This is a genomic window from Pseudomonas flexibilis (assembly GCF_000802425.1).
Lineage (GTDB): Bacteria > Pseudomonadota > Gammaproteobacteria > Pseudomonadales > Pseudomonadaceae > Serpens > Serpens flexibilis.
In genome coordinates, this window is record NZ_JRUD01000020.1 from 121,929 (window position 1) to 143,191 (window position 21,263).

The 21,263-nt window shown below is 66.1% G+C and carries 23 protein-coding genes and 1 pseudogene; 20 read left to right on the forward strand and 4 right to left on the reverse strand.

Features of this window, described 5'->3' with window-relative positions:
• The first annotated feature begins 327 nt into the window (after positions 1-327).
• The 9 genes from SF06_RS13605 (at position 328) to sthA (ending at position 8,960) form a co-directional block, all read left to right on the forward strand.
• On the forward strand, positions 328-1,665 hold the full coding sequence (locus SF06_RS13605) for a Na(+)-translocating NADH-quinone reductase subunit A (RefSeq protein ID WP_039562061.1): 1,338 nt from the start codon (positions 328-330) through the stop codon (positions 1,663-1,665).
• A 3-nt stretch (positions 1,666-1,668) separates the two neighbouring features.
• Complete coding sequence (locus SF06_RS13610) at positions 1,669-2,880, forward strand: NADH:ubiquinone reductase (Na(+)-transporting) subunit B (protein ID WP_027589319.1); 1,212 nt, start codon at positions 1,669-1,671, stop codon at positions 2,878-2,880.
• Complete coding sequence (locus SF06_RS13615) at positions 2,873-3,661, forward strand: Na(+)-translocating NADH-quinone reductase subunit C (RefSeq protein ID WP_039562063.1); 789 nt, start codon at positions 2,873-2,875, stop codon at positions 3,659-3,661. Before SF06_RS13610 ends, SF06_RS13615 begins: the two co-directional genes overlap by 8 nt.
• Complete coding sequence (locus SF06_RS13620) at positions 3,658-4,332, forward strand: NADH:ubiquinone reductase (Na(+)-transporting) subunit D (RefSeq protein ID WP_175444378.1); 675 nt, start codon at positions 3,658-3,660, stop codon at positions 4,330-4,332. The genes SF06_RS13615 and SF06_RS13620 overlap by 4 nt, the downstream gene beginning before the upstream one ends.
• Positions 4,332-4,940: an NADH:ubiquinone reductase (Na(+)-transporting) subunit E gene (nqrE, locus tag SF06_RS13625; RefSeq protein ID WP_027589322.1), complete on the forward strand. Its 609-nt coding sequence runs from the start codon at positions 4,332-4,334 to the stop codon at positions 4,938-4,940. The genes SF06_RS13620 and nqrE overlap by 1 nt, the downstream gene beginning before the upstream one ends.
• Before the next feature lie 15 nt (positions 4,941-4,955).
• Entirely contained in the window at positions 4,956-6,179 is a 1,224-nt protein-coding gene (gene nqrF / locus SF06_RS13630; protein ID WP_027589323.1) for an NADH:ubiquinone reductase (Na(+)-transporting) subunit F, read from the forward strand.
• 1 nt (position 6,180) lies between these two features.
• A complete protein-coding gene (locus SF06_RS13635) occupies positions 6,181-7,212 on the forward strand; it encodes an FAD:protein FMN transferase (protein WP_027589324.1) in 1,032 nt (343 codons plus the stop codon).
• On the forward strand, positions 7,209-7,442 hold the full coding sequence (nqrM, locus tag SF06_RS13640) for a (Na+)-NQR maturation NqrM (protein WP_027589325.1): 234 nt from the start codon (positions 7,209-7,211) through the stop codon (positions 7,440-7,442). Before SF06_RS13635 ends, nqrM begins: the two co-directional genes overlap by 4 nt.
• Positions 7,443-7,565: 123 nt before the next feature.
• The gene (sthA, locus tag SF06_RS13645; RefSeq protein ID WP_027589326.1) at positions 7,566-8,960 is read left to right on the forward strand and encodes a Si-specific NAD(P)(+) transhydrogenase; all 1,395 of its coding nucleotides are present in this window, start codon (positions 7,566-7,568) and stop codon (positions 8,958-8,960) included.
• 239 nt (positions 8,961-9,199) lie between these two features.
• Here sthA and SF06_RS13650 read toward each other — a convergent pair whose 3' ends face one another.
• Genes SF06_RS13650 through SF06_RS13660 form a run of 3 tightly spaced genes read right to left on the reverse strand, consistent with a single transcriptional unit; the run spans position 9,200 to position 10,815 of the window.
• Positions 9,200-9,922 carry a glycerophosphodiester phosphodiesterase gene (locus SF06_RS13650; protein WP_039562067.1) on the reverse strand — a complete coding sequence of 241 codons (723 nt, stop codon included), beginning with the start codon at positions 9,920-9,922 and terminating at the stop codon, positions 9,200-9,202.
• Between the two features lie 19 nt (positions 9,923-9,941).
• The gene (locus SF06_RS13655; protein ID WP_027589328.1) at positions 9,942-10,235 is read right to left on the reverse strand and encodes a hypothetical protein; all 294 of its coding nucleotides are present in this window, start codon (positions 10,233-10,235) and stop codon (positions 9,942-9,944) included.
• A 10-nt stretch (positions 10,236-10,245) separates the two neighbouring features.
• Positions 10,246-10,815, reverse strand: coding sequence for a PilZ domain-containing protein (locus tag SF06_RS13660; RefSeq protein WP_027589329.1), 570 nt, complete (start codon positions 10,813-10,815; stop codon positions 10,246-10,248).
• A gap of 143 nt (positions 10,816-10,958) precedes the next feature.
• Here SF06_RS13660 and SF06_RS13665 point away from each other — a divergent pair, with 143 nt between their 5' ends.
• From SF06_RS13665 to murB, 11 genes are all read left to right on the forward strand, one after another.
• The gene (locus SF06_RS13665) at positions 10,959-12,206 is read left to right on the forward strand and encodes a lipoprotein-releasing ABC transporter permease subunit (RefSeq protein WP_039562069.1); all 1,248 of its coding nucleotides are present in this window, start codon (positions 10,959-10,961) and stop codon (positions 12,204-12,206) included.
• On the forward strand, positions 12,199-12,882 hold the full coding sequence (gene lolD, locus SF06_RS13670) for a lipoprotein-releasing ABC transporter ATP-binding protein LolD (RefSeq protein ID WP_027589331.1): 684 nt from the start codon (positions 12,199-12,201) through the stop codon (positions 12,880-12,882). The genes SF06_RS13665 and lolD overlap by 8 nt, the downstream gene beginning before the upstream one ends.
• Positions 12,883-12,887: 5 nt before the next feature.
• Entirely contained in the window at positions 12,888-14,132 is a 1,245-nt protein-coding gene (locus SF06_RS13675) for a lipoprotein-releasing ABC transporter permease subunit (protein WP_039562073.1), read from the forward strand.
• Between the two features lie 54 nt (positions 14,133-14,186).
• Positions 14,187-16,409 (forward strand): DNA internalization-related competence protein ComEC/Rec2, encoded by a 2,223-nt coding sequence (locus SF06_RS13680; protein ID WP_039562075.1) that lies wholly within the window; start codon positions 14,187-14,189, stop codon positions 16,407-16,409.
• Between the two features lie 70 nt (positions 16,410-16,479).
• Positions 16,480-17,130: a MotA/TolQ/ExbB proton channel family protein gene (locus SF06_RS13685; RefSeq protein ID WP_027589334.1), complete on the forward strand. Its 651-nt coding sequence runs from the start codon at positions 16,480-16,482 to the stop codon at positions 17,128-17,130.
• Positions 17,127-17,555, forward strand: coding sequence for an ExbD/TolR family protein (locus SF06_RS13690; RefSeq protein ID WP_039562080.1), 429 nt, complete (start codon positions 17,127-17,129; stop codon positions 17,553-17,555). Before SF06_RS13685 ends, SF06_RS13690 begins: the two co-directional genes overlap by 4 nt.
• Positions 17,555-18,574, forward strand: a complete 1,020-nt coding sequence (lpxK, locus tag SF06_RS13695; RefSeq protein ID WP_039562083.1) for a tetraacyldisaccharide 4'-kinase — start codon at positions 17,555-17,557, stop codon at positions 18,572-18,574. Before SF06_RS13690 ends, lpxK begins: the two co-directional genes overlap by 1 nt.
• Positions 18,575-18,584: 10 nt before the next feature.
• The gene (locus SF06_RS13700) at positions 18,585-18,776 is read left to right on the forward strand and encodes a Trm112 family protein (RefSeq protein ID WP_027589337.1); all 192 of its coding nucleotides are present in this window, start codon (positions 18,585-18,587) and stop codon (positions 18,774-18,776) included.
• Positions 18,773-19,537 (forward strand): 3-deoxy-manno-octulosonate cytidylyltransferase, encoded by a 765-nt coding sequence (gene kdsB / locus SF06_RS13705; protein WP_039562085.1) that lies wholly within the window; start codon positions 18,773-18,775, stop codon positions 19,535-19,537. The genes SF06_RS13700 and kdsB overlap by 4 nt, the downstream gene beginning before the upstream one ends.
• A 2-nt stretch (positions 19,538-19,539) precedes the next feature.
• On the forward strand, positions 19,540-20,004 hold the full coding sequence (locus tag SF06_RS13710) for a low molecular weight protein-tyrosine-phosphatase (RefSeq protein WP_039562088.1): 465 nt from the start codon (positions 19,540-19,542) through the stop codon (positions 20,002-20,004).
• Positions 20,001-21,020, forward strand: a complete 1,020-nt coding sequence (gene murB / locus SF06_RS13715) for a UDP-N-acetylmuramate dehydrogenase (protein WP_039562089.1) — start codon at positions 20,001-20,003, stop codon at positions 21,018-21,020. The genes SF06_RS13710 and murB overlap by 4 nt, the downstream gene beginning before the upstream one ends.
• 68 nt (positions 21,021-21,088) lie before the next feature.
• On the opposite strand, the pseudogene SF06_RS18775 reads toward murB, so the two are convergent.
• Positions 21,089-21,263, reverse strand: a pseudogene (locus SF06_RS18775) (IS110 family transposase); the annotation flags it as partial.

Below are 21,263 nucleotides of genomic sequence, written 5' to 3' on the forward strand. Positions count from 1 at the left end.
GGACGGGAGCTTCGGCTCCCGTTTTTCATTTGCGGTCCGTTGCTGGGGCGTGCGCGCTCAGCTTCGCTCGGCCGAGGGGCTGCTTTCGCATGCGCCTGTGCGCTGCGGCAATATGCCCCCGTTCGACGGGTTGACTGTTTTGGATCAAGAAAATAGCGCCATCCCGGTGGCCATTTTGTAGGGTGCGTCCTTATAATCGGCCGGATTTTTTAGGGGTTCGGCAGACTTTGTGCATGCGACGAAACTTCCTTTCGTCGGCAATTGGACCTTGGTCCAATGCGCAGGGATTGCCGAAGCGAAAATTTCAACTACTGGTTAGGCATCCTGATGATCAGAATAAAACGTGGGCTTGATTTGCCCATCGCCGGCGCTCCGGCGCAGCGCATCGAGCCGGCTCGGCCGGTGCGCAGCGTCGCGCTGCTGGGGCCCGACTACCACGGCATGAAACCGACCATGGCTGTTCAGGTCGGGGATCGTGTCAAGCTGGGTCAAGAGCTGTTTTCTGACAAGAAGAACCCGGGCGTGATCTACACCGCGCCGGGTGCCGGCGTGGTCAGCGCGATTCACCGGGGCGAGAAGCGCGTCCTGCTGTCCGTGGTCATCGACCTGGACGGCGATGAAGCAGTGCGATTCGCTCATTACCCGGTTGAAGCGCTTGGACAGCTGAGCGACGCGCAGGTTCGCGAGAATCTGCAGCAGTCCGGCCTGTGGACGGCGCTGCGCACTCGTCCGTACAGCAAGGTGCCTGCCGTCGACGCCGTTCCCTCGTCCATCTTCGTCACTGCCATCGACACCCATCCGCTGGCTGCCGATCCGCAGGTCGTCATCGCCGATCAGGCCGATGCCTTTGCTCAGGGGCTGCAGGTGCTGGCGCGCCTGGCCAAGGTGCAGCTGTGCAAGGCCGAAGGCGTGCAGCTGCCGGGCGAGAGCCTGGCCAATGTGCACACCGCGGCCTTCGCCGGTCCGCACCCGGCCGGTCTGGCCGGCACCCATGTGCACTTCCTGGACCCGGTGAGCGCCAGCAAGAGCGTCTGGACCATCGGCTATCAGGATGTGATTGCCATCGGCAAGCTGTTCACCACCGGTGAACTGTCCGTCGAGCGCGTGGTGGCCCTGGGTGGTCCGGTCGTGACTCAACCGCGTCTGCTGCGTACCCGTCTGGGCGCGCATCTGGACGAGCTGACCGCCGGTCAGCTGAACCCGGGCAATTCCCGGGTCATCTCCGGCTCGGTGTTCGGTGGCCGTACCGCCCATGGCGCACTGGCCTACCTGGGTCGCTACCACCAGCAGGTTTCCTGCCTGGCCGAAGGCAAGGAGCGCGAAATGCTCCACTACCTGCGTGCCGGCGTGAACAAGCACTCGGTACTGAACGTTTTCGTGTCCAAGCTGATGGGCAGCAAGCTGTTCAACTTCACCACCACCACCAACGGCAGCCCGCGCGCCATGGTGCCGGTCGGCAACTACGAGGAAGTGATGCCGCTGGACATCCTGCCGACCCAGTTGCTGCGCGCCCTGATCGTCGGCGATACCGAAACCGCACAGAAGCTCGGCTGCCTGGAACTCGATGAGGAAGACCTGGCGCTGTGCAGCTATGTGTGCGCCGGCAAGTACGAGTACGGCCCCATCCTGCGGGACAACCTGACTCGCATCGAGAAGGAGGGCTAAGCCTTGGGTATTCGCGCATTCCTCGACAAGATCGAGCACAACTTCGAAAAAGGCGGCAAGTACGAGAAGTGGTACGCGCTCTACGAAGCGATCGACACCTTCTTCTACCGCCCCGGCAGCGTGACCCGCACCACCGCTCACGTGCGTGACGGCATCGACCTCAAGCGCATGATGATCACGGTGTGGCTGTGCACCTTCCCGGCCATGTTCTTCGGCATGTGGAACGTCGGTTACCAGGCCAACCTGATCTTCGCCCAGAGCCCCGAGCTGCTGGCGGCGCAGGAAGGCTGGCGTTTTGCGCTGACCGGCATGCTGGCCGGGTTCGACCCGAACAGCCTGTGGGACAACTTCGTCCAGGGCGCTACCTACTTCCTGCCCATCTACGCGGTGACCTTCATCGTCGGCGGCTTCTGGGAAGTGCTGTTCGCCTCCATCCGCAAGCACGAGGTCAACGAAGGCTTCTTCGTCACCTCCGTGCTGTTCGCCTTGATCGTTCCGCCGAGCATTCCGCTCTGGCAGGTGGCGCTGGGCATCAGCTTCGGTGTGGTGATCGGCAAGGAAGTGTTCGGCGGTACCGGCAAGAACTTCCTCAACCCGGCGCTCGCCGGTCGTGCCTTCCTGTTCTTCGCCTACCCGGCGCAGATCTCCGGTGATGCGGTCTGGACCGCGGTCGACGGCTATGCCGGCGCCACCGCGCTGAGTCTCGGCGCCCAGGGTGGCATCGAGGCGATCACCGCCCAGGGCCTGACCTGGAGCGACGCCTTCTTCGGCTTCATGCACGGTTCGATCGGCGAGACCAGCACCCTGGCCATCCTGCTGGGCGGCGGTGTGCTGCTGCTGACCAAGATCGCATCCTGGCGCATCGTCGCCGGCGTGATGATCGGCATGATCGCGCTGAGCACCCTGTTCAATGCCCTCGGTTCGGACACCAATCCGCTGTTCGCCATGCCTTGGTACTGGCACCTGGTCACCGGTGGTTTCGCCTTCGCCATGATGTTCATGGCCACCGACCCGGTGTCGGCGTCCATGACCAACACCGGCAAGTGGGTGTTCGGCATCCTTATCGGTCTGATGGTGGTGCTGATCCGCGTGGTCAACCCGGCCTTCCCCGAAGGCATGATGCTGGCGATCCTTTTCGCCAACCTGTGTGCACCGCTGATCGACCACTTTGTCGTTCAGGCCAACATCAAGCGGAGGCTGGCACGCAATGTCTAATCAGAAAGAATCCACCGCTCGCACCCTGACGGTGGCCCTGCTGGTCTGCCTGGTCTGCTCGGTGTTCGTCGCCGGCGCCGCCGTGGCCCTGCGCCCGACCCAGGAAGCCAACCGCCAGCTCGACAAGCAGCGCAGCATCCTGTCCATCGCCGGTCTGGGCGAGGCGGGCATGAGTGCCCGTCAGGTGCGTGACCTGTACGCGCAGCGCATCACCGCGCGGGTCGTCGATCTGGAAACCGGCACCTTCACCGACGAACTGGATCCGACCAGCTTCGACCCGCTGGCGGCCGCCAAGGATCCGCAACTGTCCAAGGCCCTGCCGGGCCAGCAGGACATCGCCTCGATCAAGCGCCGCGAGCGCTACACCACCGTGTACCTGGTGGAAAGCGAAGGTGAACTGCAGACCCTGGTGCTTCCGGTGCGTGGCTACGGCCTGTGGTCGACCCTGTACGGTTTCATCGCCGTGGAAGGCGACCTGAACACCGTGGCCGGTTTCGGCTTCTACCAGCACGGCGAAACCCCCGGCCTGGGCGGCGAAGTCGACAATCCCAAGTGGAAATCACTGTGGCTCGGCAAGTCGCTGTTCGACGAGAACGGCAACCTGGCCGTGCAGATCGTCAAGGGCAACGTCGACGCACAGAGCCCGAAGGCGATGCACCAGGTCGACGGCCTGGCCGGCGCCACCCTGACCAGCAACGGCGTGAACAACCTGCTGCATTTCTGGTTGGGTGAGAACGGCTTCGGTTCCTTTATTGCCAAACTTCGTGCAGGGGAGGCGTGAGCATGTCGCAACCCACCATCAAGGAAGTCCTGTTCAATCCGGTCTTCGCCAACAACCCCATCGGCCTGCAGATCCTCGGCATCTGCTCGGCCCTGGCGGTTACCTCCAACCTCAAGACCGCGCTGGTGATGTCCATTGCGCTCACCCTGGTGACGGGTTTCTCCAACCTGTTCATCTCGATGATCCGCAGCCAGATCCCCAGCAGCATCCGCATGATCGTGCAGATGGTGATCATCGCCTCGCTGGTGATCGTGGTGGATCAGGTGCTCAAGGCGTACGCCTACTCGCTGTCCAAGCAGCTGTCGGTGTTCGTCGGCCTGATCATCACCAACTGCATCGTGATGGGTCGCGCCGAAGCGTTCGCCATGCAGAACCCGCCGCTGCTGTCGTTCTTCGACGGTATCGGCAACGGCCTGGGCTACAGCGCCATGCTGATCGTGCTGGGCGTGATCCGCGAGCTGTTCGGTGCCGGCAAGCTGTTCGGCTACACCATCATCCCGGTGATCAATGACGGTGGCTGGTACCTGCCCAACGGCCTGCTGCTGCTGCCGCCGTCGGCATTCTTCCTGATCGGTCTGATCATCTGGGCGCTGCGCTCCTGGAAGAAGGAGCAGGTCGAGAAACCGTCCTTCACGATGGCCCCGCAAGTGTCCAACAAGGAGGCGTTCTGATGGAGCATTACATCAGCCTGTTCGTCAAGGCGGTGTTCGTCGAGAACATGGCCCTGGCGTTCTTCCTCGGCATGTGCACCTTCATCGCCATCTCCAAGAAAGTGGAGACGGCGATCGGCCTGGGCGTCGCCGTGGTGGTCGTGCAGGCCATCACCGTGCCGGCCAACAACCTGATCTACGCCTACCTGCTCAAGCCAGGCGCGCTGAGCTGGGCCGGACTGCCCGAGGTGGACCTGTCCTTCCTCGGCCTGCTCAGCTACATCGGGGTGATCGCCGCCATCGTGCAGATCCTCGAGATGCTGCTCGACAAGTATGTGCCGGCGCTCTACAACGCCCTCGGCGTGTTCCTGCCGCTGATCACCGTGAACTGCGCCATCATGGGCGGCACCCTGTTCATGGTGGAGCGCGACTACAACCTCTCCGAGAGCGTGGTCTACGGCGTCGGCTCGGGCTTCTCCTGGGCGCTGGCCATTGCGCTGCTGGCGGGTATCCGCGAGAAGCTCAAGTACAGCGACGTACCGGAAGGGCTGCAGGGACTGGGCATCACCTTCATCACCATCGGCCTGATGTCGCTGGGCTTCATGTCTTTCTCCGGCGTGCAGCTGTAAGGACGGGATGATCAGATGAACTACGAAATCTTCCTTGCCATCGGCATGTTCACCGCCATCGTGCTTGCACTGGTGGTGATCATCCTGGCGGCGCGCGCCAAGCTGGTTTCCAGCGGCGACGTCAATATCGAAATCAACGGCGAGCGGACCATCACCGTTCCGGCCGGCGGCAAGCTGTTGCAGACCCTGGCGGCCAACAACATCTTCCTGTCCTCGGCCTGTGGCGGCGGCGGTACCTGCGCCCAGTGCAAGTGCATCGTCGAGAGTGGCGGTGGTGAGATGCTGCCCACCGAGGCCTCGCACTTCACCCGCCGCGAGGCGACCGCCGGCTGGCGCTTGTCCTGCCAGACTCCGGTCAAGCAGGACATGAAGATCGAAGTGCCGGAAGAAGTCTTCGGCGTGAAGAAATGGGAATGCACGGTGGAGTCCAACCCCAACGTGGCCACCTTCATCAAGGAGCTGACCCTGCGTCTGCCGGAAGGCGAGAACGTGGACTTCCGCGCCGGTGGCTACGTGCAGCTGGAATGCCCGCCGCACACCGTCGCCTACAAGGACTTCGACATCCAGCCCGAGTACCGCGGCGACTGGGACAAGTTCAACATGTGGCGCTACGTGTCCAAGGTCGACGAGACCGTGATCCGCGCGTACTCCATGGCGAACTACCCGGAAGAGAAGGGCATCGTGAAGTTCAATATCCGTATTGCTTCGCCGCCGCCCGGTCGTGACGACATTCCTGCCGGCAAGATGTCCTCCTTCGTGTTCAGCCTCAAGCCGGGCGACAAGATCACCGTGTACGGACCCTTCGGCGAATTCTTCGCCAAGGACACCGACAACGAGATGGTCTTCATCGGCGGTGGCGCGGGCATGGCGCCGATGCGTTCGCACATCTTCGATCAGCTCAAGCGCCTCAAGTCCACGCGCAAGATCAGCTTCTGGTATGGCGCCCGTTCCATGCGCGAAGCCTTCTACGTGGACGAGTTCAACAAGCTGGCCGAAGAGAACCCGAACTTCACCTGGCACCTGGCGCTGTCCGACCCGCTGCCGGAAGATAACTGGACCGGCTACACCGGCTTCATTCACAACGTGCTGTACGAGAACTACCTCAAGAGCCATGCCGCTCCCGAGGACTGCGAGTTCTACATGTGCGGCCCGCCAATGATGAACGCCTCGGTGATCAAGATGCTGACCGACCTCGGCGTCGAACCGGAGAACATCCTGCTCGACGATTTCGGCGGCTAGCATGCGTCTTCGAGCTGTCCTGCAGCCCGTCATCGCTGTCGCTTCGGCGGCAGCCCTGACGGGCTGCCTGTTTTCCGAAAGCGTGGAAACCTTCGGCGGCCCGACCATGGGCAGCACCTATTCGGTCAAGTACGTGCGCGGCAGCGGCGTGCCGCACCCGGAAGCCTTGCAGAAGGAGGTTGATGCACTGCTCGCCGAGATCGACCGGCAGGTGTCTACCTATCGCAGCGATTCCCTGATCGAAGCCTTCAACAACGGTCCGGCTGGTTGTCAGGCCATGCCCGCGCCGGTGCTCGAGCTGGCTCGCTATGGCCTGGAGCTGTCGCACCGCAGCGAGGGGGCCTTCGACCTGACCCTGGAGCCCCTGTTGAATCTCTGGGGCTTCGGTCCGAAGTCGCGCGGCCAGCGTGTGCCTGATACGGCGGAGATCGACGCGGCGCGCGAACAGTACGGCTACCGGCTGCTGGAGGTTCGCGATGGACAGCTATGCAAGGCCCGTGACGCGGTGCAGGTGGATTTCAACAGTATCGCCGCCGGCCAGGCGGTGGACCGTATCGCGCAGCTGCTGCAGGCGCAGGGTGCCAACAGTTATCTGGTGGAAGTCACCGGCGAGCTGAAGGCCCAGGGCCGCAAGCCGGACGGGGCGCCCTGGCGGATCGCCATCGAGGCGCCGCAGAGTGATGTCCGCGCGGTGCAGCGCATCGTTGAGCTCGATGGGCTTTCGGTGTCCACCTCGGGCGATTACCGCAACTACTTCGAGCAGGACGGGCGTCGTTATTCGCACACCCTCGATCCTCGCCAGGCCGCGCCGATAACCCATACACTGGCGGCTGTCACCGTGGTGACGCCCTCGGCCATGGAGGCCGACGGCCTGTCCACCCTGCTGATGGTGCTCGGGCCCGAGGAGGGCCTGGCCTATGCGCAGGACCATCATGTCGCCGCGCTGTTCGTGACCCGTGCGGCAGAGGGCTTCGTCTCCACAGGCAGCCCCGCATTCGATGCGCTGTTCCCGGCGCAAGGAGTACAGCCATGACCTGGCTTATCACGTTCATCGTTCTTCTGCTGGTGGTGCTCGGCATGTCCGTCGGCGTGCTCGCCGGGCGCAAACCAATCGCCGGTTCCTGCGGCGGCATCGCCGCGCTGGGTATCGAGAAGGAGTGCTCCATCTGCGGCGGTGACCGGCAGAAATGCGAAGAGGTCAACGCCGAAAAGGCGCAAGACGCCGGCAAGACGGATCTGGCCTACGACGCCACCCGGCGCTGATGCAAACCGGCGCCCTGGGCGCCGTACCCCGGCCCGGCCGGGACAGACAAGGGCCCGGCGCGCGGCGCAGGGCAATTGCCGTGGGCGACCGCGTGCCGCCCCGGCGCGTTTTGAGGAGTACACATGGCGGTCTACAACTTCGACGTAGTGGTGCTGGGCACGGGTCCGGCGGGTGAAGGCGCGGCAATGAACGCGGTGCGTTCGGGGCGCAAGATCGCGGTGGTGGACGAGCGTCCGCTGGTGGGCGGCAACTGCACCCATCTGGGCACCATTCCCTCCAAGGCGCTGCGTCATTCGGTGCGCCAGATCATGCAATACAACACCAACCCGCTGTTCCGCCAGATTGGCGAGCCGCGCTGGTTCTCCTTCCAGGATGTGCTGAAGAGCGCCGAGAAGGTGATCGGCAAGCAGGTCACCTCGCGTACCAGCTACTACGCGCGCAACCGCATCTCCACCTTCTTCGGCACGGCCAGTTTCGCCGATGAGCACTGCATCGAGGTGGTCTGCCTGAACGGCGCGGTCGAGCGATTGGTGGCCAAGCAGATCATTGTCGCCACCGGCTCGCGTCCCTACCGTCCGGCGGATGTCGACTTCAACCATCCGCGCATCTACGACAGCGACACCATTCTCAAGCTGACCCACACCCCGCGCCGGATCATCATCTACGGCGCCGGCGTGATCGGCACCGAATATGCGTCGATCTTCAGTGGCCTGGGCGTGCTCGTCGATCTGGTCGACACCCGTGACCAGTTGCTCAACTTCCTGGATGACGAGATCTCCGATGCGCTGAGTTACCACCTGCGCACCAACAACGTGATCATTCGCCACAACGAGGAGTACGAGCGGGTGGAGGGCACCGAGAATGCGGTGATCCTGCACCTGAAGTCCGGCAAGAAGATCAAGGCCGACGCCTTCCTGTGGTGCAACGGCCGTACCGGAAACACCGACAAGCTGGGCCTGGAGAACATCGGCATCAAGCCCAACAGCCGTGGCCAGATCCAGGTGGACGAGCACTACCGCACCCAGGTGCCGAACATCTATGCCGCCGGCGACGTGATCGGCTGGCCGTCGCTGGCCAGCGCGGCCTATGACCAGGGTCGCTCGGCCGCCGGCAGCATCATGGAAAACGACAGCTGGCGCTTCGTCGACGACGTGCCGACCGGCATCTACACGATTCCGGAGATCAGCTCCATCGGCAAGACCGAGCGCGAGCTGACGCAGGCCAAGGTTCCCTACGAGGTCGGCAAGGCGTTCTTCAAGGGCATGGCCCGTGCGCAGATCTCCTACGAGCCGGTCGGCATGCTGAAGATCCTCTTCCACCGCGAAACGCTGGAAGTGCTCGGCGTGCACTGCTTCGGCTATCAGGCTTCGGAGATCGTGCACATCGGCCAGGCGATCATGAACCAGAAGGGCGAGGCGAATACCATCAAGTACTTCGTCAACACCACCTTCAACTACCCGACCATGGCCGAGGCCTACCGGGTGGCGGCGTTCGACGGCCTCAACCGGCTTTTTTGACGGGCTCCGTCCGGTTGCCTGAGCCGGGCGGGGAACCCCTGCAGGACCCCCGGCTCTGGCAATGGCCAAACCGGGAGAGCTTCTGAATCAGGCCCAAAGGCCCGCCTTGTGCGGGCCTTTGTTTTGGGGGATGTCTGCCTCGTAGGCCGGACAGCGCTCCACCTGTCCGCCGAGCGGAACGCACGTCGCTTCGGGAGTGCCGGTCTTGGCGGACAGACAAGCGTTGTCCGCCCTACCTGCTACGCGAGCCCCAGCGTTTCCACCGCCAGCCCCGGGAAGTCGGTGATCACACTGTCCGCCCCGAAGTCGGCGAGGCGGCGCATCAGCGCCGGCTCATTGACCGTCCATACCGACACATGCAGCCCTTGCTGCTGCGCCTTGAGCAGGCGTTCCGGGGTGCACAGCGTCCAGTTCAGGGCCAGCAGGTCGCAACCGTACTGCTTCGCCACCTTGAGCGGGTCCAGCCAGGCATATTCGGCCACCAGGCCGCGCGACAGCTCAGGGGCCCAGTGGCGCAGGGCGCGCAATACCACGCGGGAGCTGGAGGTCACCGTGACCTTGTCGGCCAGCCCGTACCGTTCGGTCAGCGCATGAATTGCCTTGACGGTGCGGCTGGCGCGCTCGCGCGAGGCGCTCTTGACCTCCAGTTGCCAGTGCTCGAACGGGCACTGCTCGAACAGTTCGGCCAGGGTGGGAATCGGCGTCGGCTGTGGCCAGCCCGGGCCGCCCAGGCGCGCATCGTAGCTGCGCAGCTCCTCGGCACTGTGCTCGGCCACCTTGCCCCGCCGCCCTGTGGTGCGCTTGAGGGTCGGGTCGTGGATCACCATCAGCTCGCCGTCACGCGACAGGTGCAGGTCCAGCTCGCAGCGGGTGACGCCGTGCTCCAGGCATTTGCGGAAGCTGGCCAGAGTGTTTTCCGGGGCTTCGCCCTTGGCGCCGCGGTGGCCGTAGATCAGGGTCATGCAATCTCCAGTGGCAGGGTCACTGGCCCTGCGCAGGGGGGGTGGGTCGCGGGTGGCGAACGCTGTCGATCACCTTGCCGCTTTCGAAATACACGGAAAAGCCGGGGTAGTCCCAGCGGCCGATGGGTGGTTGGCCAACGGCCGGATGGCGGGTTTCGGGTTGACCGAAGCGGGCTTCGACTGCCTGCTGGCTTTCACCCTGCCGAGGGAGGTGCAGGCCGGGATCCCCCTGCTGGCCCACCGGCACGCGCAGGGTGTCGGCCGGAACGGAAAAGGGCAGCAGCAGGGCAAGCAGAAAAACGAGGCGGGTCATGCGCGGATTCTCATGGCTGATCGGAGAGTTCGCGGGCCTGGCGACGGGCCTGGGCCTGCTTCTGCAGGATATGCCGGGCCAGCAGCTGGCGTTGTGCGTCGGTCAACGCTTCGAACTCCGCGCCGATGTGGTAGCTGCCTTCGGACAGCGGCTGACAGTGCGCGACCCGTGCCCGTAGCAGCAGGCCCAGACCATGGGGCATCAACAGCAGGCGCAGGCCGACCAGCGCATCGCGCTCCAGCGCCTCGGCATGCTGGAAGCTGATGCCGCCTTCACTCAGGGTGACGGTCTGCGGTACGCCGAACTGTGCCTGCAGGCCGTGCGTCATGGCCTGACCGATCAGGTCGATACGCCGGTTCATCACCCGCAGCAGGCTGCCGGTCAGGCGGTCGCGCTCGCCCATCTGGCGCAGCAGATGCTGGGCCTCGAAGTCCAGCAGGCTGAGTTCGCCGAGCAGATTGAACAGCTGTGCATCCTCCGGCAGCGCGGTGTCGCCGTCGTCCGCCAGCGGAACGATTTGCACTGCGACCTGGTCTTCGATGCGGTAGTATTCGCGGCGATCTGCGTCTTGCATGGGCATGGCGATCCGATGGCAAACTTGGGGTCGCCAGAGTGTAAGACGCCCGGCGTCCAACGGCCAGATGGCCAGACGCACCTGTGCCGGGATGTTTCGCCCGCCCCGCAAGAGGCGGTTTTCATGGCCGAACGGACGTTTCCTCCTTCATGTTCAGACCGCTTCCAGTTTTCATCGGCACCCGCTATACCCGTGCCCGGCGCCGCAGTCGTTTCGTTTCCTTCATTTCCCTCACCTCCATGCTGGGTCTGGCCCTGGGCGTGATGGTGATGATTCTGGTGCTGTCGGTCATGAACGGCTTTGACCGCGAGATGCGCGAGCGGGTGCTGGGGATGGTGCCGCACGCCAGCCTGGAAACCGGCCAGGCGCTGAGTGGCTGGCCGGCGCTGGCCGAGCGCCTGCAGCAGCACCCCGAGGTGCTGGCGGTGGCCCCCTACACGCAGATGCAGGGGCTGCTGACGAATGCGGGCCAGGTGCAGAAAGTGCTGATCAACGCCGTCGACCCGCAGCGTGAGTCCCAGGTGTCGATTGTCGACCAGTTCTTTGTCGAAGGCGGCCTGGCGTCACTGCAGCCGGGTGAGTTCGGTCTGCTGATCGGCGACCGCGCCGCCGAGAAGCTCGGCGTGAAGATCGGTGACAAGGTCACCTTTGTCGCGCCCGAGGTGGCGGTGACCCCGGCCGGCATGTTCCCGCGCATGAAGCGCTTCACCGTGGCCGGCATCTTCCATGTCGGCGCCGGCGAAATCGACGGCTTCCTGGCCCTCGCCCATATCGAGGACGCCGCGCGCCTCAAGCGCTGGCGGCCGGATCAGGTGCAGGGCCTGCGCCTGAAGTTCGCCGACCTGTTCCAGGCGCCTGGCCTGTCCTGGCTGCTGGCCGGCAGCCTGGGCGAGGACTTCTTCGCCCGCGACTGGACCCGGACCCACGGCAACCTCTATCAGGCGATCCGCATGGAGAAGGCCATCATCGGCCTGCTGCTGTTGCTGATCGTCGCGGTCGCCGCGTTCAACATCATTTCCACCCTGGTGATGGTGGTCACCGACAAGAAATCCGACATCGCCATCCTGCGCACCCTGGGCGCCTCGCCGGCGCGCATCATGGGCATCTTCATGGTGCAGGGCACGGTGATCGGCGTGGTCGGCACGTTGCTCGGCGCGCTGCTGGGTATCTTCGCGGCGCTGAACATCAGCGACGGCATCGCCGCGCTGGAGCGCCTGCTCGGCCACAAATTCCTCAGCGCCGAGGTGTACTTCATCGACTACCTGCCGTCCCAGCTGCTGCTGGACGATGTGTTGATGGTCTGCGGCTCGGCCCTGCTGCTGAGCTTTCTCGCCACCCTTTATCCGGCCTGGCGTGCGGCGCGCACCCAGCCTGCGGAGGCTTTGCGTTATGAGTGACAAGGCGGTGCTGAGCTGTCGCAACCTGGGCAAGAGCTACGAGGAAGGCCCGCAGCCGGTGGAAGTGCTCAGCGATGTGCAGCTGGAGCTGCTGCCCGGCGAGCGCGTGGCCATCGTCGGCAGTTCCGGCTCGGGCAAGAGCACGCTGCTCAACCTGCTGGGCGGGCTCGATACCCCGAGCAAGGGCAGCGTCTGGCTGGCTGGCGAGGAACTCTCGGCCCTCGGCGAGAAGGCCCGCGGCCTGCTGCGCAACCGGGCCCTGGGCTTCGTCTACCAGTTTCATCACCTGCTGCCGGAATTCACCGCCCTGGAGAACGTCTGCATGCCGCTGTTGATCGGCAAGACGCCGATTCCCGAAGCGCGCCGGCAGGCCAGCGAGCTGCTGGCGCGGGTCGGCCTCGGTCATCGCCTGGAGCACAAGCCGTCCGAGCTGTCCGGCGGCGAGCGTCAGCGCGTGGCCATCGCCCGTGCGCTGGTCAACCGCCCGGCGCTGGTGTTGCTCGACGAACCCACCGGCAACCTGGACCGGCATACCGCGCAGGGCATCCAGGAGCTGATGCTGGAACTCAGCCAGTCGCTGCACACCGCCTTCCTGGTGGTGACTCACGACCCCGAGCTGGCGCGGCAGATGGACCGCGTGCTGCGGCTGGCCGAAGGCCGCCTGGTGGCGGAGTAGGGCGCATGTTCAGACCCCTGGCCCTGTTCGTCGGCGCCCGCTACACGCGGGCCAAGCGGCGCAACCACTACATCTCCTTCATCTCGCTGACCTCGATGCTGGGCCTGACCCTCGGCGTGCTGGCCATGATCGTGGTGCTGTCGGTGATGAACGGCTTCCAGAAGGAAATGAGCGGGCGCATCCTCGGCACCGTGCCGCACGCCACGCTCACCGCCGCCGAACCGATGGACGACTGGCAGGCGGTGGCCGCCCGTGTGCAGGAGCACCCGCAAGTCACCGGCGCGGTGCCTTTGGCCGAGCTGGAAGGCATGCTCGCCTACAAGGGCGGCATGCTGCCGGTGCAGGTCAACGGCATCGATCCGTCCCGCGAGGATGACGTGTCGATCGTCGGCCGACACATGCTGCGCGGCGCGTTGAGCGACCTGCGGGCGGATGACTACGGCGTGGTGATCGGCGAGCTGATCGCCCGGCGCTTCGCCCTCGGCATCGGCGACAAGCTGACCCTGATCGTGCCCGAGGCCAGCGATTCGGCCGCCGGTGTCACGCCGCGCATGCAGCGCCTGACCGTGGCCGGTATCTTCAAGGTGGGCGCCGAGCTGGACGGCTCGCTGGCGTTGGTGCACATCGCCGATGCCGCGCAGATGCTGCGCCTGGAGCCCGGTCAGGTGCCGGCGCTGCGTCTGGCGGTCACCGACCTGGACGCGGCGCCGCGCATCGCGACAGAGCTCAGCGCGCAGCTGGGCGACGGCTACCGGATCGGCGACTGGACGCGCACCCAGGGCAGCCTGTTCGCCGCCATGCAGATGGAAAAGACCATGATCGGCCTGCTGCTGCTGCTAATCATCGCGGTGGCCGCCTTCAATATCATCGCCACGCTGATCATGGTGGTGGCCGACAAGCGCACCGACATCGCCATCCTGCGCACCCTGGGCGCCACGCCCGGGCAGATCATGGCTACCTTCATGGTGCAGGGAACGCTGATCGGCCTGGTGGGCACCGCGCTGGGCGGCGTGCTCGGTGTGCTGACGGCGCTGAATGTCAGCCAGTTGGTCGGCTGGCTGGAGCGCCTGAGCGGCCAGCAGATCCTCAGTTCCGACATCTATTTCGTCAGCTACCTGCCCTCCGACCTGCAATGGCTGGATGTGGCGCTGATCTGCACGGCGGCGCTGGTCCTGAGTTTCCTGGCTACCCTGTATCCGGCCTGGCGTGCGGCGCGCACCCAGCCGGCCGAAGCGCTCCGTTACGAGTAACGCTTCACCCCCAGCCACCAACCGGAGGCACGGACGCCCCCGGCGGAGAACCCGATGCGCACAGGGATGCTGGCGCTGGGCGCGGGCCTGCTGGCCCTGCGCTTTCTTCCTGACTTGCCCGGAACGCCCTGGCTGCTGCTGATGGCCGCGGTCGGCGTACTGCTGCTCCCGTTTCGCAGCTACCCACTGGGGCTGTTCGCCCTTGGCCTGGCCTGGGCCTGCGCCTCGGCGCAGTTGGCGCTGGATGACCGGCTGAGTCCTGAGCTGGACGGTCGCATCCTTTGGCTGGAGGGCGAGGTGGTCGGCCTGCCGGAACAACGTGACGGCGTGGTGCGCTTCGTGCTGGAAGAGCCGAGCGCGCGACGCGCCGAACTGCCCGCCCGGCTGCGCCTGAGCTGGCCGCAGGGGCCGGCGCTGCACAGTGGCGAGCGCTGGCGCCTGGCGGTGCATCTCAAGCGGCCCCACGGCATGCTGAACCCCGGTGGCTTCGATTACGAGGCCTGGCTGCTCGCCCAGCGTATCGGCGCCACCGGCACGGTGAAGAGTGGGGAACGGTTGGCGGAAGCCGAGGGTGTGCACACCTGGCGCGACGGCCTGCGTCAGCGGCTGCTGGCCATGCCGGCGTTCGGCCGCGAAGGCGGCCTGGTGGCGCTGGTGCTGGGCGACGGTTCGGGGCTGTCGAGCGCCGAGTGGCGGGTGCTGCAGGACACCGGCACCGTGCACCTGATGGTGATCTCCGGCCAGCACATCGGCCTGATCGCTCTGCTGGTCTACGGCGGGGTGGCCGGTCTGGCGCGCCTGGGAGTCTGGCCCGGGTTCCTGCCCTGGCTGCCCTGGGCCTGCGCGCTGGCCCTGGCGGCATCGCTCGGCTACGGCTGGCTGGCCGGCTTCGACGTGCCGGTGCAGCGCGCCTGCGCGATGCTCGCCCTGGTGCTGCTCTGGCGGCTGCGCTATCGCCAGCTGGGCATCTGGACGCCCTTGCTGGCCGCGTTGCTGCTGGTGCTGCTGATCGAGCCGCTGGCCAGCCTGCAGGCCGGCTTCTGGCTGTCCTTTGCGGCGGTGGGCGTGCTGCTGCTGGTGTTTTCCGGACGACTGGGTGGCTGGCCCTGGTGGCGCAGCCTGGGGCGCGCCCAGTGGGCCGCCGCGCTGGGGCTGCTGCCGGTGCTGCTGGCGTTGGCCTTGCCGGTGAGTGTCAGTGGTCCGCTGGCCAACCTGCTGGCTGTGCCCTGGGTCGGTTTCCTGGTGGTGCCCCTGGCGCTGCTGGCCACACTGCTGCTGCCGATGGCGCCGCTGGCCGAGGGCCTCTGGTGGCTGGCGGGCGGGGCGCTGGAGCTGCTGTTCCGCCTGCTGGAATGGCTGGCGGCGCTGTTGCCGGCCTGGCTGGGCGGGCACCTGCCGGCCTGGGTCTGGGCACTCGGTGCGCTGGGTGTCGTGCTGGTGCTGCTGCCGGCGGGCGTGCCGCTGCGCCTGCTCGGTCTGCCACTGGCGCTGCTGTTGCTGTTTCCTCCGCGTCCGTCGTTGCCGGAGGGGCAGGCGGAGGTCTGGCAACTGGATGTGGGGCAGGGCCTGGCAGTGCTGGTCCGCACCCGCGAGCATGCGCTGCTCTACGACGCCGCCGGGCGATTCGGTGATTTCGATCTGGGCGAGCGCGTGGTGCTGCCGGCGCTGCGGGCGCTGGGCATCCAGCGCCTGGATACGCTGCTGATCAGCCATGGCGACAACGACCATGCTGGCGGGGCGGCGGCAGTGCTGCGCCACATGCCGGGCGCCACCTTGTGGAGCGGCGAGCCGCAGCGCCTGGCCGGCTTGAGCGCGCAAGCCTGCCCGTCCGGCGCGCGCTGGGAATGGGATGGCGTGGCGTTCCAGGTGTGGCGCTGGCCGCAGGCGCGCGGCGGCAACGACGCTTCCTGTGTGCTCTGGGTCGAGGCCGGCGGCGAGCGGCTGCTGCTCAGCGGCGACATCGATGCCCGCGCCGAGGCGGTGCTGCTGGGCAGCGGCCTCGACCTGCGCGCCGACTGGCTGCTGGCGCCGCACCATGGCAGCCGCTTCTCCTCGACGCCGGCGTTCATCGCCGCCGTGGCGCCGGCGACCGTGCTGTTCTCGCGCGGCGCGCACAATGCCTTCGGTCATCCCCATCCGCAGGTACTGGCCCGCTATGTCCGGCAGGGCGTGCAGCTCCATGACAATGTGACGGATGGCGCCCTGCGCATTAGCCTGGGTAGCCGCGCAAGCGCTCAAGGCTGGCGCTCCGAGCGGCGTTTCTGGCGAAAAAACTGAGAAGCCGGGCGGTCGGCTGACGAATCACCCTGTGGTAGAGTGGCGCGCACTTTTCCGGAGGATTGCCACAGTGTGGGAATTGGTTAAAGCCGGCGGCTGGATCATGCTGCCGATCATTCTCTGCTCAGTCACGGCCGCAGCCATTATCGTCGAACGCTTCTGGACCCTGCGTCCGTCGCGGGTCACCCCGCCGCATCTGCTGGGTCTGGTCTGGCGCTGGATCAAGGACAAGAAGCTCAACCACGAGCGCCTCAAGGAACTGCGCGCCAACTCGCCGCTGGGCGAGATCCTCGCCGCCGGGCTGGCCAACTCCCGGCACGGCCGCGACATCATGAAGGAATGCATCCAGGAAGCCGCTTCGCGGGTCATTCATGACCTGGAACGCTATCTCAACGCCCTGGGCACAATCGCCGGCATCGCCCCGCTGCTCGGCCTGCTCGGTACGGTGTTGGCGATGATCGACATCTTCAGCGCCTTCATGGGCTCGGGCATGGCCAACGCGCCGCTGCTCGCCGGCGGCATCGCCAAGGCGCTGATCACCACCGCCGCGGGCCTGATGGTCGGCATTCCGGCACTGTTCTTCCATCGCTACCTGCAGCGTCGCGTCGATGAGCTGGTGGTCGGCATGGAACAGGAAGCCATCAAGCTGGTGGACGTGGTGCACGGTGAGCGCAGCGTCGACCTGGCCGAGAGCAACAAGCGCGAGGGCAGCAAGGCGTGAAATTCCGGCGCAGACAGCGGGACAACGTGGAGATCGGTCTGGCCCCCCTGATCGATGTGGTCTTCATCCTGTTGCTGTTCTTCGTGGTCACCACCACCTTCACCCGGGAAACCCGCCTCAAGGTGGACCTGCCCGAGGCCGCCAGCGGCACGCCGCCCGAGGACGCTGAGGTGCGGCCGCTGGAAGTGCTGATCGGCGCCGACGGCAGCTTCTCGGTGAACGGCAAGGCCCTGGTGCAGAGCGACCTGAACAGCCTGATGACCTCCCTGCAACGGGAATCGGAAGGCGACAACAGCCTGCCACTGACCATCAGCGCCGATGGCAAGACGCCGCATCAGGCGGTGATCATCGCCATGGACGCCGCCGGTAAACTCGGCTTCTCGCGGCTGCGCATCGCCACGGTCGAGGCCCAGGCGACGCCCTGATGAGTCTTTCCGATCGCTTGCTGAAGGCCTGGTACCAGGAACGCAATCATCCGGTGCTGGGCCTGTTGCGCCCTCTCGAATCCCTCTATCGCCGCGTGGTGCGCCGCAAGCGCGCCGCGTTCGTGGCGGGCCACGGCGAGATCTATCGCGCCCCGGTGCCGGTCATCGTGGTCGGCAACATCACCGTCGGCGGTACCGGTAAGACCCCACTGATTCTCTGGCTGATCCAGCATTGCCGCGCCCGTGGACTACGGGTCGGCGTGGTCAGTCGCGGCTATGGCGCGAAGCCGCCAAGTCTGCCCTGGCGGGTGCTGCCCGAGCAGGACGCCGCGATGACCGGCGATGAGCCTGCGCTGATCGTGCGCCGTACCGGTGTGCCGCTGTTCATCGACCCGGATCGGGGCAGGGCGGTGCGCGCGCTGCTGGACAGCGAGCCGGTCGATCTCATCCTCTGCGACGACGGCCTGCAGCATTACCGACTGGCACGGGACCTGGAGCTGGTGCTGATCGATGCTGCGCGTGGCCTGGGCAACCGCCGCTGCCTGCCGGCCGGTCCCTTGCGCGAGCCCGAGGAACGCCTGCAAAGCGTGGACGCCGTGCTGTTCAATGGTGCGACCCACGACCGCGCCGAGGGCTACGCCTTTCACCTGCAGCCGGCCGAGCTGGTGCAGGTCAACAGCGGCGCGCGCCGCCCGCTCGGCTATTTCCCCCCGGACCAGAGCCTGCACGCGGTGGCCGGCATCGGCAACCCGCAGCGTTTCTTCGCCACCCTCGAAGCGCTACACTGGCGCCCGATTGCCCATCCCTTCGCCGATCATGCGCAGTACGACGCCGAGCAGCTGACCTTCAGCCCGCCGCTGCCGCTGCTGATGACCGAGAAGGATGCGGTCAAATGCCGTGACTTCGCCGCCGACGACTGGTGGTACCTGGCGGTCGATGCCGTGCCGTCGCCGGCCTTCGTCGCCTGGTTCGACACCCAGCTGGTGCGCCTGCTGCCGGAGCGCCTTCCCTGTTCGTGAGGATTTCCCGATGGACCCGAAACTGCTCGATATCCTGGCCTGCCCGGTATGCAAGGGCCCGTTGCAGCTCAGCGAGGACAAGACCGAGCTGATCAGCAAGGGCGCCGGCCTGGCCTACCCGATTCGCGACGGCATTCCGGTGATGCTGGAAAGCGAAGCCCGTACCCTGACCGTCGACGAGCGCCTGGACACCCGTAAATGAGCCAGGCTTTCACCGTCGTCATTCCCGCCCGCTACGCCTCCACCCGCCTGCCCGGCAAGCCGCTGCAGGACATCGCCGGCAAGCCGATGATCCGGCATGTCTGGGAGCAGGCCTGCAAGTCCTCCGCCGCCCGGGTGGTGGTGGCCACCGACGATGCGCGCATCGTCGAGGCCTGTCGCGCCTTCGGCGCCGAGGTGCTGCTGACCCGCGCCGACCATGACTCCGGCACCGATCGTCTGGCCGAAGTGGCCAGCCAGCTGGGCCTGGCGGCCGACGCCATCGTGGTCAACGTGCAGGGCGACGAACCGCTGATTCCCCCGGCGATCATCGACCAGGTAGCCGCCAACCTGGCGGCCAACCCGCAGGCCGGTATCGCCACCCTGGCCGAGCCGATCCATGACGTGCAGGCGCTGTTCAATCCGAACGTGGTCAAGGTGGTCAGCGATGTGAGCGGCCTGGCGCTGACCTTCTCCCGCGCGCCGCTGCCCTGGGCCCGCGACGCCTTCGCCAGCAGCCGCGAACAGCTGCCCGAGGGCGTGCCCTACCGCCGCCACATCGGCATCTACGCCTACCGCGCCGGCTTCCTGCACGATTTTGTCGCCTGGGGCGCCTGCTGGCTGGAGAAGACCGAATCCCTGGAGCAGTTGCGTGCCCTCTGGCACGGCGTGCGCATTCATGTCGCCGACGCCCTCGAGGCGCCGCCGACCGGGGTGGACACACCCGAAGACCTGGAGCGCGTGCGCCGTCTACTGGGAGCCTGAGGATGAACATCCTGTTCGTCTGCATGGGCAACATCTGCCGCTCGCCGACCGCCGAAGGCGTGTTTCGTCATCGGGTGCGCGCCGCCGGGCTGGCTGATCGGGTGCATATCGATTCCGCCGGCACCGGCGACTGGCATGTGGGCAAGAGTCCTGACCCACGTACCTGCCGGGCCGCCCTGCAGCGCGGCTATGACCTGAGCTCGCTGCGGGGCCGGCAGGTGACCGTCGAGGATTTCCAACGCTTCGACCTGATCCTGGCCATGGACCATGACAACCTGTTGCGCCTCAAGGATATCCAGCCGGACAGTGCGCGCGCCGAACTGGATCTGCTGCTGCGTCGCTACGGCCTGGGCCGGGGCGTGGTGCCGGACCCCTACTACGGTGGCGCCGACGGCTTCGAGCAGGTGCTGGATCTGATCGAACAGGCCAGCGAGGCGCTGCTGGCCGAAATCAAGGGGCGCCTGTGAGCCTGACCATCATCGAAAACCCGTCCCTCAAGCCCTACAACAGCTTCGGTGTGGCTGCACGTGCCGCGCATTTCGCCGAGGCGCGTGACGAAGCCGAGGTGCGCGAGGCGCTGGCGCTGGCTGCGCGCAACGGCTGGCCGCTGCGCCTGATCGGCGGCGGCAGCAACCTGCTGCTCACCGGCGACCAGGACGCCCTGGTGCTGCGCATGGCGCTGCTGGGCAAGCGGGTGATCGATGACGATGGCGAAACTGTGATCGTCGAGGCCGAGGCCGGAGAGCCCTGGCATCCCTTCGTGCTCTGGACGCTGGGGCAGGGCCTGGGCGGCCTGGAAAACCTCAGCCTGATCCCCGGCACCGTTGGCGCCGCGCCGATGCAGAACATCGGTGCCTACGGGGTGGAGATCAAGGATGTGTTTGCCGGCCTGACCGCGCTGGAGCGCCAGAGCGGCGAGCTGCGCGATTTCTCGCTGGCGGACTGCGCCTTCGGCTATCGCGACAGCCTGTTCAAGCGCCAGGCCGGGCGTTGGCTGATCCTGCGTGTGCGTTTTCGCCTGAGCAGGCACGCCGAGCTGCGACTGGACTATGGTCCGTTGCGTCAGCAATTGGCTGCACAGGGCTGCGAGGCGCCCACGGCACGGGATGTCAGTCGCGCGGTCTGTGCGATCCGCAGCGAGAAACTGCCCGATCCGGCGGTGCTGGGCAATGCCGGCAGCTTCTTCAAGAATCCGCTGGTACCGGCCGACCACGCGGCTCGCTTGCGCGAGCAGTACCCCGGGCTGGTGGCGTATCCGGCCGGTGAGGGTAGGGTGAAGCTGGCCGCCGGCTGGCTGATCGAGCAGGCCGGTTGGAAGGGCTATCGGGATGGCGATGCCGGCGTGCACGACAAGCAAGCGCTGGTGCTGGTCAATCATGGCCGGGCGACTGGCGCCGAGCTGCTGGCCCTGGCGCGGCGCATCCAGGCGGACATTGCCGCGCGCTTCGGTGTCGAGCTGGAGATCGAGCCCAACGTCTGGTGATGCTTGTCTGCGGGAGCAAGAGACCGGGGACGCTGTGTAGGAGATTCTATGTTGCCCTGCAAGCGCTTTTAGGCAGTTCGAGGGATGTAATCCTCCCGCTTCTTCATCAGGGCAAAGGCGATCCTGGCCAGCTTGCGGGCCAGGATCACCAGCGCCTGGGTCTTCTTCAGGCCACGCGCCTGATACTGCTCGTACAACTGCTTCCAGTGGCCCTTGCGCGCGGCCGCCAGCGCGGCGTTGTGC